The following is a 17,897-nucleotide window of genomic DNA, read 5'->3' on the forward strand; positions in this document are numbered from 1 at the left end:
GCAGAGGCAATATCCCGCCCGGCGACGACGTTATAACAACAATCGGTGGGAAACGGCGCCGCGTCCGCAAAATGCATCAGGACCTGGCAGGTATTTTGATACACCGATGAGAGGAATGTCCGGAGCACAAAAGACCCCTCAAGTCTTAGAAACCACTAAATAATGTATCGGACCGTGGAGAATGGAAATGTAATGGAACGTCAGAACGAGGAGTTGCGACGAATCAATGCGGAGCTTGATCGCTTTGTATACAGCGCCTCACACGATCTGCGTGCGCCCCTCATGAGCGTCAAAGGGCTGCTGAACATGATCAAGCTCGATCCTGAAAAAAAGAATACCGATTTGTACCTGGCCTTGATTGAAAAGAGCGTGGGCCGGTTAGATAATTTTATCACCGATATCATTCAATACTCCCGCAACGCGCGCACCGATGTCGAAGAGAAAGAAGTAGACGTGGCGACGCTGCTGCAAGATTCGCTGGAAGCCCTGCGGTTTATGGAGGGCGCCGAACATGTACAGAGCACGCACTATATCGACATCCGCGCGCCGTTTTACTCCGATCCCAGCCGACTGCTCATGGTCTTCAACAACATCATCTCGAACGCCGTACGCTATCGCAACAGCACACGCCAGGATTCATTCCTGGACGTCAACATCCATGTAGATAGTGCGCGCGCGCGCATCAGTTTTACAGACAACGGCATCGGTATTCCGGCCGAGCACCAGGAAGCTATCTTTGATATGTTCTTTCGCGTCAGCAGCGAAGGGCAAGGGTCCGGCCTCGGCTTGTACATCGTAAAGGATGCCGTGACCAGGTTGCACGGGACAGTAAACGTACAATCTGCGCCCGGAAAGGGCACGACGTTTACGGTGGAAATCCCCAACCAGCTTGGCCGGGCGCGTCTTCAGGCGTAGGGACTGGGTCGTCGGCCTGCCCTATTGGAAAATTGCAATTAGCCCGTAACTTCGTTACAAAGTGTGGGCCATTGAGTACTATCAGTGATAAGGAATTTAGCTCGTTGCTGGATGCAACATTGTTCTCGAGCATTCTGGATAGCATCAACGAGGCGATCTGGGTGATCGATTTTAATAAGTCGCATCCATATTGGTTTGCTTCGATCGCGAATAAGCTCAAATACTCCGTTCCACAAGACCCTATTTCACCTAATTTCTGGCGCGACAATTTACACCCTGAAGATGTTGACCGGGCGGTAAAAGGATTTGAGCAGGCGCTGCAAGATCCTGCTGTCATGAATTTCGTACATGAGTATCGCTTTTGCGGCGCGAATAATATCTACTACATTATACACGACACGATGCGCTTCCTGCGTAACGAACACGGCATGGCGCAACGTGTGATTGGCAGCTGGCGCGATGTGACGGAGGAACGTATGCGTGAGCATAAGCTTGAGCAGGCACTCAACACCCTGGAAGACGAACGCAATCGCTTCAAGCTGATTGCCGAGCTATCGAGCGCCGCCATGTGGGAATACGATGTACCGGAAAACAAGTTGTCGTGGATGTCAGGCAGCTCGACGTTGGAGGAGTTTGGTTTTAACAAACCGCACTATACACTGCAAGACTGGATTGATGGTATCCATGAAGAAGACCGCGAGCGTGTCGAGCAAAACTTCGACCGCGCCCTGGCAACGGAAGAAAGCTTCTTCGATACATACCGGTTTAAAAAGGCCGACGGAAAGATCGCTTATGTCATCGATCAGGGCACTTTTCTACGCGATGCCTCGGGCAAGGCCTACAAAGCCGTCGGTAGCTGGGTCGATATAACACGCGAGCGCTTGCGCGAGCTTTTACTGGAGGACACACTGCAGCATCAACGCAGCTTGAACTATTCGTTGCAGGTGCGCGAAGAGGAACTGGCATCGACGGAAGAAGAGCTTCGTCAGATCAATGACCAACTATACATCAACATACGGCAACTTTCCGAACGCGAGTTTATTCTCAATCAATCGCAAAAGTTGGCGAAGATCGGCAGCTGGGAGTACGACGCTGAGCACAAGACCATGTTCTGGTCAGCGGAGATGTATAACATCTATGGTGTCGATCCTTCTTTTAATTGCAGCGACTTCGAGGAAGTAAGCCGTTTGTACGAAGCCGGCAGCGAGGCCGTTGTGAGCCAATCGTTCACCACGCTGTTGAAGGAGCACCGGCCTTCCGACATCACCGTACAGATCAAAACACCCCTGGGTTATCGCAAGTGGGTGCGCATTACGGCACATCCGTTGCTCGAAGATTACGGGGTGCGCCGCATCCTGGGGCTGACATACGACATCACATATTTTAAAGAAGCGGAGGAACGGCTGCGATCGAGCGAAGAGAAATTTTCAAAAGCGTTCCGCTTTAGTCCCGACCTCATGTCGATTCACCGCGAGCGTGACGGCGTGATCGTAGCGGTAAACGACAACGCCTATACGGTGCTCGGATTTCGCAAAGAAGAAATTGCCGGCAAGTCGGTGCAAGAGCTCGCGCTGTTCATCGATCCGGCCGACCGCGAGAAGTTTTACGACACGTATTTTAAACACGGGCATGCACAGATAGAAACAAAATGGCGTAGGAAAGACGGTAGCCAAATCGATGTATTGATCACCAGCAACCGCATCGAGATTGAAGGCGAAGGGCATTTGCTGAGCGTCGTCAAGGATATCTCCGAATCAAAGGCAGCCGAAGAGCGTTTCCGCAAGGCCTTCGACCTGAGCCCCGACCTGATGATGATCTTCCGTGAGCACGATCTGGTGTTGATCGATGTCAACAGTAAGATCGAAATGATTTCGGGCTATACCCGTGAAGAAGTGCTCGGCCAATCGTCCTCCGACTTTGAGATCTGGGTGGACAAGGATATGAAGAACAAATACTTCGAATCCTATTTTCAACTGGGCGGGGTAACCCTGGAGACACAGTTTTATGGCAAGGAGGGTATTCAGTTTTTTGCTTCGGTCACAACGAAACGGATTCAGCTCTCCGGTGAAAACCACATGCTGGTGGTGGTTCGCGACATGACCGAGCGAAAAAAAGCCGAAGAAAAGATTATCGAGAACGAAGCCAAACTGGATGCCATTATCAACAATACAGACATGAGCATCTGGTCATTGGACCTGCACTATAGAATTACAGCGCTGAACCGCTCGTTCCACGAAATGGTACGTCTCAATACCGAGGATGTAAACTTCGGCGTCGGTCAGAATGTACTGGATGTTTCCCGTCAGTTCTTGCCCGAAGAGTATGTGCAGTATTGGAAAGTGCTGTACAACCGCGCCTTCGCCGGCGAGTCTGTACTGGAGGAATCTGAACTTAACGGTCGGGCCATTCTGGCTTCGCTTCACCCGATCATTGAAAACAATCGCATCATTGGAGCGTCGGTCTATGCGCAGGACATTACCGAACGCAAACAGAAAGAAGAAGAGCTGAACCGTAAAAACCTGGAGCTTGCCGAAGCCAACAAAAAAATTGGTGGTCTCAAGCTCATGGCGTTGCGGTCGGTGATGAACCCGCATTTTATTTTCAACGCACTAAATTCCATACAGTTCTTTATTGCGAAGAACGATCGGCAAAATGCCATCAACTACCTGTCTACATTCTCTAAGCTGATTCGTGGCGTGTTGAACCACTCCGTGAAGGACAAGATCAGCATTGCTGACGAGTTGGACCTGTTAAAACACTACATCAACCTGGAGATGGTGCGCTTTGAAAACAAATTCGAGCTTGTCTTAGAAGTCGATCCTGAACTGGATAGTGAAAACATCGAGATCCCGTCACTTTTAATACAACCTTACGTAGAAAATGCCATTCTGCACGGTCTTTATAACAAACCGGACAAAGGGCTGTTGAAGATCTGCGTGCGATATGATAGTGACCGCGTTTTATTCATTGTGGAGGACAACGGCATTGGGCGGGAAGCAGCCCGCCAGTTGCGCGAAAAGAATTTCCCCAAACATACATCTATGGGCACGGTACTGACCGAGGAGCGTTTGCGGCTTATCAACGAGCTTAATAACATTTCTTTAGGGATAGATGACCTGGTTCATCCCGATGGAAGTGCCGCTGGTACAAGAATACGTATCTGGGTAAGATTTTAAATTTGTCGGTACTGGATTTCAGGATACTTTTGGTAAATTAGGTCTGACCTTCTCTATGATCACAAGTATAATTGTCGACGACGAGCTCAAAAGCAGGGAGAGCCTCAAAATCCTGCTGGAAGACTTCTGCGAAGATGTGACCGTCAAGGCCCTTTGCCAGAATATTGCCGAAGCCATCGACGCGATCAAAGAGAACAAACCCGATGTGGTGTTTCTTGACATTCAACTACAACGGGAGACAGGGTTTGACTTATTGACGCGGCTACCGGAAATCGACTTTGAAGTGATCTTCACCACGGCCTACTCGGAATACGCCATTAAGGCCTTCCGTTTCTCGGCCATCGATTACCTGCTCAAGCCCATCGATATTGAAGAGCTTAAGCGCGCACTGGCGAAAGTCGAGAAGCGTAAGGGCGATACCATTGCCACCCGATTGCAGCAGCTGATGCAGAACTTGCGCACGGGTTCTACTGACAATTACAAACTTACCTTGCCGACGTCGGATGGATTGCTCTTTGTAAAGATCCAGGACATTTTATATTGCGAGGCGTCCAGTAACTACACCGAGATCACCTTTGCCGACGGAAAGAAGTGCATTGTGAGCCGGACGTTGAAAGAATACGAAGACTTATTGGCAGATCATAACTTTTATCGCATTCACAATTCCTACTTGATCAACCTGAATGCCATAAAGAAATATGTACGGGGAGAGGGGGGCTATGTCATCATGAACAATGACAAATCCCTGGACGTCTCCAAGCGAAAAAAAGAGGGCTTTTTGTCCCGCATCGGCTCAAAACTCTGATCGGAACCATCCGCTCACTCACGCCGGCCACTTGCTCAATGCCCATTTCCGAATACCCGTTTCCCGGGTAACATTGCGTTGGCAATTGTCTGGCTCCTAACCACAACTGCTTGACTCATTTACCTCTTAATATCAAGCCGCATGAAAATCCTCTCCTATGCCCTGATCAAGAAAAACTATCTCAATATCCTCAACCAACGTATCGCCTCCGGGCAGCAGGAGGTGGCGGGGGCTACGCGCTTTGTCAAAGAGATTGAACAGGGCAACCTCGACGTACAATACAACGGTGACGATAAAGTTGATCACGAGAATCTGCTGGCGTCGTCACTCATCAGCATGCGCGATCAAATGAAACGCTTCTCGCAGGAGGAGCGTCAGCGCAACTGGATGACGGAAGGCCTGGCCAAGTTTGTGGATATTCTGCGTTCGAAGAACGACGACATCAAGGTGTTGGCCGAAGACATCATCAGCAACCTGATCAAATACATGGGCGCTAACCAGGGCGCGCTGTACGTCGTTAACGACGACCGCAAGGACGACGAGTATTTAGAGATGCTGGCTTGTTACGCCTATGACCGCAAGAAGTACCTTACCCAACGGATTGAGATTGGTGAAGGTGTTACCGGTCAGGTCATATTGGAAAAGCGCACGACCTATATGACGGTTATTCCGAAGGACTTTATTCGTATAACCTCTGGCCTGGGCGAAGCGTCGCCGTCGGCGTTGCTGATCGTGCCGTTAAAGATTGAAGAGCAGGTATTGGGGGTAATCGAGATTGCCTCGTTCACGGAAATCAAGCGCTACAAGATCGACTTTGTAGAAAAACTGGCAGAGAGTATTGCAGCGACCATCCTGGCGGTGAAGACCAACGACCGCACCCGCAAATTGCTCGAAGAGACTCAACAGCAGGCGGAGCAGATGCGCTCACAGGAAGAAGAGATGCGCCAGAACATGGAAGAACTGGCGGCTACCCAGGAAGAGATGCACCGCGTGCTGACAGAAGTGCAGGGAAAAGAGCGCTACATGATCGACCTCATCGACGCCTCGACGGATTCGATTCTGACGGTGGATAAAAATATGCTGATCATCAACAGCAATACGCAGTTCCGCTCTACCTATGCCGGCATGGAGATCGATAAGGGCTTTGACCTGACGCGCATTTTCTCCACACCCGAAGAAAAGGAACGCTATCGCGCTATATACCGCCGAGTATTTGAAGGCGAGTCCTTTGATATGACGGACCACGTCCGTGTCAACGGTATGGATATGTATTATATGTTGTCCTACAGCCCCATCCGCAACGATGCCGGCGATGTCATTGCCGCCGCGGTCTTTGCCAAGGATGTTACGCAGCTGACGAAAGCCAGGAACGACGCTCAGCACCAGGCGGAAGAGCTGAAGGCTCAGGAGGAAGAGCTGCGGCAGAACATGGAAGAGCTTTCGGCCACACAGGAGGAGATGCAGCGCATCCTGAACGAGGTACAATCGCAGCAGCGGTACCTGAACGAATTGCTCAATGCCTCTACGGACTCCATCTACACGCTCGATAAAAATCTGAAGCTGATCAGCTACAACAAGGCCTTTGGTGCCGCGCTCGAAGCCATGGGGGTGCCGTTACAGAAGGGTTTTGACATGCTGTCCCTTTTCCCCGAGGGGGCGGAACGTGAAAAACAACGCCAGCTGTATGAAAGGCCGTTAAAGGGGGAGACTTTTGAAATTACAACAGACTACACCACGAACGGTGTTACATCGTATCATACCAGCATCAACGCCCCGCTGTACAATGATGCCGGGGAGATCTTCGCGTTGGCGTCATATTCGCATGAGGTGACGCAGCAAGTGGAGCTGCAACGCAAGACCGACGCCTTGTTGGAGGAGACGCAGATCCGGGCGGAAGAGATGAAGGCTCAGGAAGAAGAGCTGCACCGCATGCTCATCGAGGTGCAGGACAACGAGCGGTATTTAAATGAGCTGTTAAATGCGGCCACTGATTCCATCTACACGCTTGATAAAAACTTCCGCCTGATCAGCTACAACCGCGTATTCGGTGGCGCGCTGGAAAGCATGGGCATACCGTTGAAGAAAGGGTTTGAGATACTGTCCCTGTTTCCGGATAAGGCGGAACAGGACAAGCAACAGGCGTTGTACGCGCGGGCGCTGAAGGGGGAGGCGTTTGAAGAAGTGTCAACCTATACTTCCAATGGCGTAACCTCGTATTACGCAAACAGCTTTGCACCCTTGCGTAACCAGGCGGGCGAGGTATTTGCTATTGCGGGTTTTGCCAAGGACATTACCGAACGTATAAATCTGCAAAAGCAGGCTGCGCTGCGGGAGAGTGTACTGGGCCTTACCACGATTTTATCCGAAGCAGACGAACGTGGCGTCATCACGTTGGTAAACGACAAACTGTGTGAGGTGTCGAAATACACACGGGAAGAATTGATAGGCAAGCCGCATAGCATCTTCCGGCACCCCGATATGCCGAAGGAGCTCTTTAAAATCTTCTGGCAGACGATCAAAGCAGGTGAGGTTTTTAAAGGTATTATCAAGAACCGGGCGAAGGATGGTACCCACTATTGGGTGGATGCTACGATCGTACCCGTGAAAGACGATGCCGGCAAGGTCGTACAATACATCGGCGCACGGTATCACATCACGGAGGATGCTCTGGCACTCACATTATACAACAAACAAGCGGAAGCACTAAAGCTGCCCTTCCACCCGGCGAAGCAGCCGTAAACCTGGCGACTTCTTCCGCCTACTCATTTGGTTCTCCCACCTACTCATTAGCTGTATCGGTGGCCTCCAGGGCGCCGTATATTTGTAACACATACACAGTAAAATTCTCCTGTATCATAGGTTTTGGGTTTAAGGGTTACAGGAATTAGAAAGTCCCGCTGGCAGACGGCCACGGGGCTTTTTTGCTTTTAGGCCATGCCTGTTTGGTCAGGCAGCTCAATTTCCGTCTATGACACTTACTCCCCGTTTCCGACCACTCGTCTCCGGAAACGGTGCGTTGTTCGGCAGAACCAGCCACTTAATAACTTAGGCCGCCCACCTAATCGACAGCGCTATCCCCATCCGAAGTTTCGCCGTTAATTCGAACATATTTCAATACTCCCCCGTATGAAACACACCATTCTAGTAGTAGACGACTTTGCCAGCATCCGCGATTTTGTATGTGAAACACTTCAGCGCAAGGGGTACCAGACAGTGGGCGCTGCAAACGGCAACGAAGCATACAAGGTCCTGACCGAAACAGAGGACGTGAAGCTGGTCCTCACCGACTACAACATGCCCGACTGCACGGGCTTTGAATTGCTGAAAAAGATCAAGGACAACCCGACGGTGTCAAAGGTACCCGTCATTTTCTTAACGACCGAATCGAACCCGGATAAGATGCGCAGTGCCAAAGAGGCAGGACTGACGGCATGGATTAAAAAACCGTATCGCTCAGAAACGTTCTTTGCACAGATAGAAAACGCACTGTCCAATGGACTTTAACCAGAAGCGTTTCATAGAAGACGCGCTGGATTTGCTGAACGAGCTCGACGAAGGACTCCTGCAGCTCGAAGCCACCCCACATGCAATTGCCGCCCTGGAACAGGTGTTTCGCACCATGCACACACTCAAAGGCGGTGCAGGCATGTTTGGATTTGAAAGCCTCGGGACGCTGGCCCAGCAGTTCGAGACCACATACAACTGGGTACGACAACGCAACATCCCAGTACCTGACGGATTGATCAGGATCACCCGGCACGCCTTTAACGAGGTGCGGAAGGTGCTAAAAGAAGAAGATGTAGCATACATTAACAATAACGACACGTTTAGAGAGTACATACGGGTAGCCGGGGAGTTCCGGAAAGCTATAGAATCAACAGGTGATCTTGCCGACCTCTCGGGCACCAAGGTGACCTCGGACGAACTGGCTACCTTCTTTTTACGCGTGTCTCCGTCTATCACACTGACCGAAGATGGCAACCATCCGCTCATCTTTATGGTACAAGACATTGCCCTGCTGGGAAACTCCCGCGTGCTGTTGCACAAGCACCCCTCGGGCGCGGTAGCGCACTGGGAAGTTATACTGGCCACCACCATACCGGAGGTCGAGCTCGAGAACCATTTCATGTTCACCGAGAGCGCATGCACGGTATACCACACCCGGCTGGTTTCCGGCGACCTGTTGGAAGATGTCGGTTTTCACAAGTATCTGGACACACGTCAGGAAGAATCTGTGGAACTGGCTGCCCTGCAGCCGATCATCGACCGATATCAGCGCACAGGCGCGGGGTCAAAGACATTGTAGAGGAGATACCTAACATATAAGGGGGAAGTGCCGCGCAAGCAGTGAAGTGGAGCGAAGGGATAAGCTTGCGGGCACTTTATATATAAGAACACCAGACATTGCATGAATGATTGGATATGAGGGGGAAGTGCCACGCAGGCAGTGAAGTTGAGAGAAGGGACGGCTTGCGGGCACTTTAATATAAAATTGATTTTTAGATCGATCGTGTTACGGAGATTAATGTGAAGCATGAGGGGGAAGTGTCGTGCAGGCAGTGACGTTGAACGAAGGGAAGGTCTGCCGGCACTTTAGTTACACCGGCAACAAGCGAGTAACAATTATTTGAAAAGACATTGCTAAAGAGAAGGGGGAGAAGTGTCTGGCAGGAGGAGGAAGAGGGGGAGAAAAGAAGCCTGCCGGCACTTTCATTTTAACCATAAGACCTGCGACTATGAGACCTCTATCATTGGTATTAGGCGGATTTCTATGGGTAGCTTCATTAGCAGTAGCACAAGCCCAGCCCGGCGTTCGCATTACAGTAGCGGATTTTCTTCAAGCCATTGAACAGCATCCTGATATTTCCGCCCATGCGGAAGGTATCGAATCCATTAAAAGTGAGATTGATATTGCTCGCATATCACCCGACCCGAGCTTGACATTTGGCAATGTGTCGGGCGACATCAGTGGCATGAACATGCCCCAGCAATTATACCTCGGCATAGACTATACCGTGGAGACCGGTCGGAAGCGCCAGCATCGCGTTCAATTAGCGAGCGCCCAGGTGCGCCTGGCCGAAGCCGAGCATACGATGTTTGTCAATGAATTTAAACGGGATGCACTGCTGCTGTTCCAGCACTGCTGGATGCTCGAACAACAGATCCAGGAGGACCTCAAATACAAACAAGAGATACTTTCGCTGAACGTGCCCGACAGCGCCGCGCGCCTGAAGCAACAGTTGCTGCTGCTGGAAAACCAACTGTTGTTAGACGTGGCACAGGAAGACCTGAAAGAGTCGCTCGATGAGCTAAACGACATGGTAAAGCACGCATACGGCGCGCAGCCTGTACTGCCGGCCATGTGGGTATGGTCCTTTGAAAAGTATACCTCCGCACAGGCCATCCGCTACGACCGTGTCCAGGTAAGTAAAGCTTCGGCAGACGTCGTACACCAGGAGGTATTATTAATGGCGGCCAACCGCGTACCAGACATCTCCATCTCGTTGGGTAACAACTTCGTGGGACGCGCAACAAATCCTGATGCGGCATCACCCCGCTATAATGCTATTACGGCAACGGTGTCCGTGCCCTTAAAGTTTTCAAACTGGCATGGCGCGGAACGTAAACGGGAAGAGCTGAGGAAAGAGTCGGCACGTCAGCAGGAATTGCAAGCCGTAGGCGTTGTAGAAGACCAATTAGACGAGACACAAGATGATATCGCCGACCTTTCCACTACTTTTGCCCAGCTCAACAAGCTGATCGCTTTGCAAGAACGGTTCATTTCGCAACTTCCGCCGACTCAGTCGCGGGAGAAATTAGAAGAGCTGACCCAGCTGCACGGCTACCGGCACCAGCGGTGGGATATATTCAACAACATCTCGAAGCGCAAAGCCGATCTCTTCGTGTTGACTGGCGCGCTGCCGCGCGACCCTTCGGTCCTGGCGGGCACCAAAAACTAACTTTTTAAATGATGACCCAGCCCACGGATCAACCCCTTTTTGTCCGCATGGACGATGAGAGCTTTGCTCGCCTCAGTTCGTACGTAACGCGCGAGTATGGCATCAAGCTACCCGTCAACAAGCGGTCCATGCTGGAGAGCCGCCTGAACAAAAAGGTAAAAAGCCTGGGGTTAGATAACTATAAACAATTCCTGGATCACATCTTCAGCGAAGAAGAGAAGCAGGGCGATCTGCTGCACGTCATCGACCTGATTACAACAAACAAGACGGACTTCTTTCGCGAACCGGAGCACTTCAAATTTCTGTCGGGCAGCTTTTTGCCAGCGTGGACCGAACAAGCAAACCGGCAGACCATGAACGTGTGGTCAGCAGGTTGTTCCAGTGGTGAAGAGCCCTATACCCTGTTGATGGTGCTCGAAGAATTTCGCAAGCGTAACCCCGTCTTTCACTATTCGCTGCTGGCAAGCGACGTCTCGATCCGCATGATCCAGGCGGCCTTCAAGGGAGTCTATACGCTTGACAAGATTGCGGCCATCTCCAACGAGATGCGGCGTGCGTACTTTTTGCGCAGCAAGGTACAGCCCGATCTCGTGCGCGTAAAGCCCGAATACCGGAAAAAGATCAATTACCGGCGTATCAACTTCATGGACGACGGCTTCGGACTGATTAAGCACGACTATGACATCATCTTCTGCCGCAACGTATTGATCTATTTCGACAAGGCCACGCAAGAGCTCGTCATCCGGAAGTTTGCTGAACACCTGCGTCCTGGCGGGCTATTATTTTTGGGGCATAGCGAGTCGATCATGGGCATGAACGTGCCTTTCCGCCAGCTTCGCCCCACGGTTTACCAGGTTGTGGCATGATACCCCATCGCCGCTACACCGTATTTGCCGGACAGTTTCTGATCACCTCGGAAACGGCCGCCGAGGTCAACGAAAAGATAAAACTTGGATTTGGCTATTAACTTCTGTTAAAAGATCGCGCGGAACAGCAGGAACAATGATCCAGACAAGATCATCACCACCGGCAATGTCAGCAGCCACGCCATCAGAATGTTCCGAACAGTATCACCTTGCAGGTTTTTCACACCTTTGCTGGCTACCATGGCCCCCGCAATGCCCGAAGACAACACGTGTGTTGTACTGACGGGTAGCCCCAGGTTGGTCGAGAGGCCAATGGTGCTGGCAGCCACGAGCTCAGCCGAAGCGCCTTGTGCGTAGGTGAGATGTTCTTTACCAATCTTCTCACCAACGGTTTTTACAATACGTTTCCAGCCAATCATGGTACCCAGCCCCAGGGAGAGGGAGATCATCAGGATGGCCCAGCGTGGCGAGTAATCCGTGATCTTACGAACGGCCTTCAGGTCATCTTTAATAATCTGGCGGCTGGCAGTGCTTACGCTTAGTTCGTCTTTTTCTAGCAGATACTTCAGGTGACGATCCAGCATAAGAATGTCTTTTCGTACGCTAAACCGTTCCTTTTTAGAAATCTCGTCTACCGAATGCACCTGGCTGATGGAGCTTAACAGATGACGGCTTGTCGTGCTAACTTCTGTAAAGACAGCTTGATCCGGAGCCGAAAGGGGCGTGGGATCGAGGGTAGCGATAACACGCTCGATACGGTGCAGTGGCGCGTTCAATTCTGTAGGCGATACACGAACATCCAACGCGAAGTATACCGGCACGATACCGATCAGGATCAACATGATTAAGCCTACGCCTTTCTGACCATCATTTGAGCCGTGATAGTAGCTCACGCTGGTACACGTCAGGATCAGAATGATTCGGATCCACAACGGCGGCGGAGCGTTCTTCTTAGGTTCTTTAAACAAACTATCACCGTACGAAGTCTTCTTGGTAAGCGTCCGTAGCAAATACATCAATATGATTGTGATCGAAAAGCCGAACAGGGGCGAGATGAGCAACGATACACCGATATCGGAAGCCTTGTCCCAATTGACGGCAGCGGATTGCGAATCGGGCAGTAACGAGAACGCAATGCCTACGCCAAGGATGGAGCCAATGAGCGTATGCGAGCTGGAGCAGGGAATCCCCAGGTACCAGGTCAACAGGTTCCAGAAGATGGCACTGATCAGGAGCGCCATGACCATGGAAATACTATGCGCAATGTTTTGATCGATGAGCGATTCTACCGGCAGCAAGTTCACAATGCCCATCGCGACACCGACACCACCGAACAACACGCCCAGGAAATTCCAGCTACCTGACCAGATCACCGCAACCCACGGCTTGAGTGAATTGGTGTAAATAACTGTCGCCACAGCATTGGCTGTATCATGGAATCCGTTTACAAATTCAAAAGCGCAGGCAGCAACAAGGCAAAGGACCAGGAGGATAGAATAAGACAGGTCTAATTCAAACATACAGATTGAAATTCGGGCGCAATCTAAGGTGATTTCGAACACCCAATGTTACTACTATGTTAACTTTTTTAATCAATAATCTCTTTTTTTTATATAAATACACTGAATAACAGCGAGTTATAACTTATTGCGGGAGCAAAAATTGAGTGTGAAAGGGACTCTTTTTAAGCACGTACGGAAGGTCTGTGCGGGTTTTCTGGAGGCGGCGGCAAAGTGCTATCTTGGGGCCCAATGAAGGCGGTTATTGCAGGTGAGGAATTTAGTCTGTTGCCACAAAAGGCCATGATCTGGCCGCGGTTGGAAACGTTGTTGCTGGCAGACCTGCACCTGGGCAAGGTCAACCACTTCCGCCGGTACGGCATTGCCGTGCCCAGCAAAGCCAACGACCACAACCTGGAGATCATTGTCGACCTGCTACGCGCCACGCGCCCACGCCGGGTGATTTGCCTGGGCGATCTTTTTCACAGCCATTATAACACCGAATGGGAGGTATTTGGCGAATTGGTGAGCCACTTCAGGGCCATCTCCTTCGAGCTGGTGTTAGGCAACCACGACATCATGAGCGAACGCCAGTACGAGCGTAAAGGCATTCAGATCCACGAACAACTGCAGATCGACCGCATGGTGCTCACCCATCATCCGCAGGAGCAGATCGAGGTGGGCTGTTACAACCTGGCGGGGCACATACACCCCGGCGTATGTCTGCGAGGAAAAGGGAGACAGTCCCTGATGTTACCGTGTTTTTACTTCGGAAAAAATCAAGGGTTGCTCCCCGCATTTGGTATGTTTACCGGGTTGGCGCGGATCACGCCCCGGAAAGAAGAAAAAGTTTTTGCTATACTTGAAGACAAAGTGCTCGAGCTCTGACCCCTTACCACAAATATGATAAAAAAATTACTGCTAGGTTGCCTCATGACATGCACGCTGCATGTCTTCGCCCAGGATACCACCCGCCTGTCGCTAGTATTTGTAGGCGATGTTATGGGACACGACTCCCAAATTGCCGCAGCGTACGACCCTGTAAGGAAGAAGTATGATTACAGCACCTGCTTTCAGTATGTCAGGCCCTACATCGAGTCGGCAGACCTGGCGATTGGCAACCTGGAAGTCACGCTGGCCGGTCCGCCCTACAAGGGTTACCCGCAGTTTAGCTCGCCCGACGCATTGGCCAGGACGCTGCAAGACATCGGCTTTGATGCACTGGTGACCGCCAACAACCATTGTGTTGATCGTGGCAAGAAAGGACTGGAGCGCACGGTCATGATGCTCGACAGCTTACAAATTCCCCATACCGGCACCTTTGTCGATACCGTTAGCCGGATGAACGATCACCCGATGATATTGGAACGAAAGGGATTTAAGCTGGCTGTTTTGAATTATACCTACGGAACCAATGGACTGCCCGTATATAAACCCAACATCGTAAACCGGCTCGATACCGCCATCATGCGAAAGGATCTCGCAAATGCCCGTGCGCAGAAGCCCGATGCCATCATTGTCTTCACACACTGGGGCGAAGAATATCAGAACCTGCCATCGGCGTTGCAAAAGCGGCTCACGGAGTTTTGTTTTAAACATGGCGCCCAGCTCGTCATCGGCGCACACCCGCACGTGATACAGCCGATGGAATGGCGCAAAGCCGATAATCGGTTTGTAGCCTACTCTTTGGGAAATTTTATTTCAGGACAACGTAAGCGCTACACCGACGGCGGCGCCATGGCGTACATCGAGCTTGAAAAGATTGCATACAAACCCGACAGTGCAGTAACGACGATTGACAGTGCCGCATATTACCTGGAGTGGGTACACCGCGATGCCGCCAAAGATTACTATATATTGCCTGCGCCGGAAGTAGAGCTTGACTCGATCGACATACCCAAAGACATTAACTCCCGCGCTGCTTTCAAGACATTCGTAGACGATTCGCGCGCGCTATACAAGAAATACAATAAAGATGTACCTGAAATCCGGCAGCGCCCACAAACCCCGGCCCGCAGACCGGAAGACGTCCCCATGCTGGACGACCAAAAGAAAGAACCATAGCGCCTAGCGACGACGACGCTTACGCTTCATGGCTTTCTTGGGAGCCGAAGGGCCACTGTTGCCCGAGTTGAAGATCAGACCGACGGAGAATTCCCATCCGGTAAAATCGATCTTGGCATCGGCATATTCCACCTCGCGGGTTTCCAGGGTGGTGCTCCCACCGGTATAGCTTCCTTTCAATGGGAACTTGGACTCGCCAACCAGGTAATTGGCTTCCAGCGAAACGCCGACATCCTTGAAGATATAGAGTGTCAGCTCGGCGCCACCGTGATAACCCCAGCCCGGTTTGTTCTTGAACGAGAAGTCGCTGTTGACCACTTCCCATCCTTCGGCTTTGCGTAGCGCGCGATCAAAATTTCCATAATTGATGTGCTGGCTAAAACCATGGAATCCAAAGGCGCCGCCTTTAATGTCAACGTCAGCCTTCTGACCGTGAAATTGTAACACCAGCTCTACCGGGACGAAGATCGTAAAGTTCGGTCCCACGAGTGGGTCTTTACTTTCAAACGGCAGATCCTTCATATTCAACCCCGACATGCGATAGAGCGAAGCGCCCGCTTCCAGCGCCAGGTACCGGTTAAAATCAAAGCCTAAGCCGCGAATGGAAAACGGACTGATGGGCGTTGAGAAGTAACCATTCTTGGGTATGAAGTAGGAAAACGACAGACCAAACTCCTGCGCCTGTGTGGTCACAACTGCCAGCATCATCAGCGCCAGGGTAATATATCTTTTCATAGGCTTAACGTTTATTATAATCACTATAAAGCACCTGCTGATACGCCTTGCCCAGCATAATGTCTTCCTCCGTAATATTGGTTTGCTCCAGGAACTGCTTGCCGGTGTTGTCATACACCATGTGCTTGTCGGGCAGCAGAAAGCCAAAACCGTCATTGAAGAAATACGCAGCAAACGGTACGACCTTGTTACCGAGAATGTTTTTACTAAAACGGAATTCCGGTGACGGTTTGTCGAGCTGTGCCAGCAAGGTATTGGCAATGTCAGTTTGTCCCGCGAGCGTATGGATGACCGTGTCTTGTCGTACCGCACCACCCACGATTAGCAGCGGCGTTTTAAAACGTCGTTTGTCTTTGAGCTCTTTGTTACCCGGGCTTCGGTGGCCATGGTCGGCGGTCATGATCACGATGGTATTATCCCACCACGGTTGCTTCTTGCAAAGTTCTATAAAGTTGCCGATGCTCTTGTCGGTATAGTGGCAGGAGTTCAGGAAAAGCGACTCCTCGTCTTGTCCCTTAATGAAGGGCTCCATGGGCACGTCAAAGGGCTCGTGGCTGCTCAGGGTAAGGATGACTTTAAAGAACGGGCTGCGGGTAGTATCCAGCTCGTGCAGGGCCTGGGCAAACATAAAGTGATCGTGCACGCCCCACTTGGAGGCGTCCAGCTCTGCCGGGAAGTCATTCGCGCTGGTGATGTGCTCAAAACCTCCGGTCGTGAGGAATGAACGGAAATTGGCAAAGTCCACGTCGCCTCCATAGACAAATGAGCTTCTATACCCCAGCTTCTTCAGCTCCAGGTTCAGCTGAGGCATGCGTTGTGTCTTGGCCGGAAACTTAATAATGGAGGTCTGCGGTTGGGCAGGATAAGCGCTGAGGATGCTGACCAACCCTTTGTCTGTACGATCGCCACTCGCGTAGAAATTGTCAAACAGAATACCTTCTTTACATAGTTTGTTGAGATTAGGCGCGATATCCGGCAGACCGCCCAGAGGTTCGATCACATCGGCCGTAAAGCTTTCAATGATAATGAAGATGATGTTCGGACGAGGCGTCTTAAACAGGTGCCGGGTAGAGTCGCTGGCGGGGTAGAGGGCGGCGAACCGCGCTTCGGCATCGGCGGAATTGACAAAGTTCTCGGGATAACGAACATTGGAGCCCTTACGGGCACTGTTCAAAAAATTCCAGACGACATTGATGGCGGTATGATTGGCATAGGGTTTTGATTTATGAAAAAATACAAAACCAGTATTCATCGGTGCAACGGATATGCTGCCGCGTATCGGAAAGAACAGCAGACCAGACACGGCCAGCATCACAAACGCTGTGGCGCGTGAGCCTTTGGTGAGCAGCGTAGAGGTGTAGGGTGATATGAGTCGATTATAGAGCCAGGCATACAATACCGTAAGGGTAAAAAAGATCGCGATCAGCTCAACGACTACTCCAGGCGACACACTGCCCAGTGCACCGGAACCAATGTAAAAGAACGGGGTCGTATTGAGACGAAAGCCCCAGTGGCGGTATAATTCCAGGTCGACCATCACTACCAGCCCGAAAAGCGCCAGTAGGGTAAAGGTGACAGCCCGCAGCGTACGGTGCAGCCAGATGCCGGCGGCAAACGAAGAGACCATTAGCAGCAGCCCCGCCAGGGCGAGAACGTACCCTACCATGCTGGCATCCATGCGGATGCCATGGGTCACGGTCTGTAACATTTCCACAGCAGTCAGTTGCGCCGAAAGGTCGTGGTTGTACACCAGGAAAAGGCCGCGGATAAAAATCATATAGCTCAGCCAGAAAAGCATGAGCAGCAGGAAAATTCGAAGACGTTCGCGCATAGCCGGTAATTGCCCGCAAAGATAGTGGGTAGGGGTAAAAGAAAAA

At 51.2% G+C, this 17,897-nt stretch carries 13 protein-coding genes; 10 read left to right on the plus strand and 3 right to left on the minus strand.

The window, feature by feature from the left end; all coding sequences use genetic code 11:
* Positions 1-162: 162 nt before the first annotated feature.
* The 8 genes from K7P01_RS19805 to K7P01_RS19840 all read left to right on the plus strand — a co-directional run bounded on the left by K7P01_RS19805 (position 163) and on the right by K7P01_RS19840 (position 11,722).
* Positions 163-915, plus strand: a complete 753-nt coding sequence (locus tag K7P01_RS19805; protein ID WP_267296277.1) for a sensor histidine kinase — start codon at positions 163-165, stop codon at positions 913-915.
* 71 nt (positions 916-986) lie between these two features.
* The gene (locus K7P01_RS19810; protein ID WP_267296279.1) at positions 987-4,091 is read left to right on the plus strand and encodes a PAS domain S-box protein; all 3,105 of its coding nucleotides are present in this window, start codon (positions 987-989) and stop codon (positions 4,089-4,091) included.
* Between the two features lie 55 nt (positions 4,092-4,146).
* Positions 4,147-4,896, plus strand: coding sequence for a LytR/AlgR family response regulator transcription factor (locus tag K7P01_RS19815; RefSeq protein ID WP_267296282.1), 750 nt, complete (start codon positions 4,147-4,149; stop codon positions 4,894-4,896).
* A gap of 141 nt (positions 4,897-5,037) precedes the next feature.
* On the plus strand, positions 5,038-7,635 hold the full coding sequence (locus K7P01_RS19820) for a PAS domain-containing protein (RefSeq protein ID WP_267296284.1): 2,598 nt from the start codon (positions 5,038-5,040) through the stop codon (positions 7,633-7,635).
* 387 nt (positions 7,636-8,022) lie between these two features.
* Positions 8,023-8,400: a response regulator gene (locus K7P01_RS19825; RefSeq protein WP_267296286.1), complete on the plus strand. Its 378-nt coding sequence runs from the start codon at positions 8,023-8,025 to the stop codon at positions 8,398-8,400.
* A complete protein-coding gene (locus tag K7P01_RS19830; protein WP_267296288.1) occupies positions 8,390-9,202 on the plus strand; it encodes an Hpt domain-containing protein in 813 nt (270 codons plus the stop codon). The genes K7P01_RS19825 and K7P01_RS19830 overlap by 11 nt, the downstream gene beginning before the upstream one ends.
* Before the next feature lie 430 nt (positions 9,203-9,632).
* On the plus strand, positions 9,633-10,856 hold the full coding sequence (locus K7P01_RS19835; RefSeq protein WP_267296290.1) for a TolC family protein: 1,224 nt from the start codon (positions 9,633-9,635) through the stop codon (positions 10,854-10,856).
* Positions 10,857-10,864: 8 nt separating this feature from the next.
* Positions 10,865-11,722, plus strand: coding sequence for a CheR family methyltransferase (locus K7P01_RS19840; protein ID WP_267296292.1), 858 nt, complete (start codon positions 10,865-10,867; stop codon positions 11,720-11,722).
* A gap of 107 nt (positions 11,723-11,829) precedes the next feature.
* Here the strand turns inward: K7P01_RS19840 and K7P01_RS19845 are convergent, their stop codons facing one another.
* Positions 11,830-13,242 (minus strand): inorganic phosphate transporter, encoded by a 1,413-nt coding sequence (locus K7P01_RS19845; RefSeq protein WP_267296294.1) that lies wholly within the window; start codon positions 13,240-13,242, stop codon positions 11,830-11,832.
* Positions 13,243-13,473: 231 nt separating this feature from the next.
* On the opposite strand from K7P01_RS19845, the gene pdeM reads away from it, so the two are divergent.
* Both pdeM and K7P01_RS19855 read left to right on the plus strand, forming a co-directional pair.
* A complete protein-coding gene (gene pdeM / locus K7P01_RS19850; protein WP_267296296.1) occupies positions 13,474-14,109 on the plus strand; it encodes a ligase-associated DNA damage response endonuclease PdeM in 636 nt (211 codons plus the stop codon).
* 15 nt (positions 14,110-14,124) lie between these two features.
* Positions 14,125-15,285: a CapA family protein gene (locus tag K7P01_RS19855; protein ID WP_267296298.1), complete on the plus strand. Its 1,161-nt coding sequence runs from the start codon at positions 14,125-14,127 to the stop codon at positions 15,283-15,285.
* Between the two features lie 3 nt (positions 15,286-15,288).
* Here K7P01_RS19855 and K7P01_RS19860 read toward each other — a convergent pair whose 3' ends face one another.
* Positions 15,289-16,020 (minus strand): hypothetical protein, encoded by a 732-nt coding sequence (locus tag K7P01_RS19860; protein ID WP_267296300.1) that lies wholly within the window; start codon positions 16,018-16,020, stop codon positions 15,289-15,291.
* Between the two features lie 4 nt (positions 16,021-16,024).
* Complete coding sequence (locus K7P01_RS19865; RefSeq protein WP_267296302.1) at positions 16,025-17,851, minus strand: LTA synthase family protein; 1,827 nt, start codon at positions 17,849-17,851, stop codon at positions 16,025-16,027.
* Positions 17,852-17,897 lie beyond the last annotated feature (46 nt).

This window comes from Parachryseolinea silvisoli (assembly GCF_021190955.1).
Classification (GTDB): Bacteria; Bacteroidota; Bacteroidia; order Cytophagales; family Cyclobacteriaceae; genus Ohtaekwangia; species Ohtaekwangia silvisoli.

Bases quoted from the DNA above. Each gene is read 5' to 3' on its own strand.
- K7P01_RS19865 (WP_267296302.1), bottom strand. From the start codon at position 17,851: ATGCGCGAACGTCTTCGAATTTTCCTGCTGCTCATGCTTTTCTGGCTG.
- K7P01_RS19815 (WP_267296282.1), top strand. From the start codon at position 4,147: ATGATCACAAGTATAATTGTCGACGACGAGCTCAAAAGCAGGGAGAGC.
- K7P01_RS19805 (WP_267296277.1), top strand. From the start codon at position 163: ATGTATCGGACCGTGGAGAATGGAAATGTAATGGAACGTCAGAACGAG.
- K7P01_RS19825 (WP_267296286.1), top strand. From the start codon at position 8,023: ATGAAACACACCATTCTAGTAGTAGACGACTTTGCCAGCATCCGCGAT.
- K7P01_RS19855 (WP_267296298.1), top strand. From the start codon at position 14,125: ATGATAAAAAAATTACTGCTAGGTTGCCTCATGACATGCACGCTGCAT.
- K7P01_RS19845 (WP_267296294.1), bottom strand. From the start codon at position 13,242: ATGTTTGAATTAGACCTGTCTTATTCTATCCTCCTGGTCCTTTGCCTT.
- K7P01_RS19830 (WP_267296288.1), top strand. From the start codon at position 8,390: ATGGACTTTAACCAGAAGCGTTTCATAGAAGACGCGCTGGATTTGCTG.
- K7P01_RS19860 (WP_267296300.1), bottom strand. From the start codon at position 16,020: ATGAAAAGATATATTACCCTGGCGCTGATGATGCTGGCAGTTGTGACC.
- K7P01_RS19840 (WP_267296292.1), top strand. From the start codon at position 10,865: ATGATGACCCAGCCCACGGATCAACCCCTTTTTGTCCGCATGGACGAT.
- K7P01_RS19820 (WP_267296284.1), top strand. From the start codon at position 5,038: ATGAAAATCCTCTCCTATGCCCTGATCAAGAAAAACTATCTCAATATC.
- pdeM (WP_267296296.1), top strand. From the start codon at position 13,474: ATGAAGGCGGTTATTGCAGGTGAGGAATTTAGTCTGTTGCCACAAAAG.
- K7P01_RS19835 (WP_267296290.1), top strand. From the start codon at position 9,633: ATGAGACCTCTATCATTGGTATTAGGCGGATTTCTATGGGTAGCTTCA.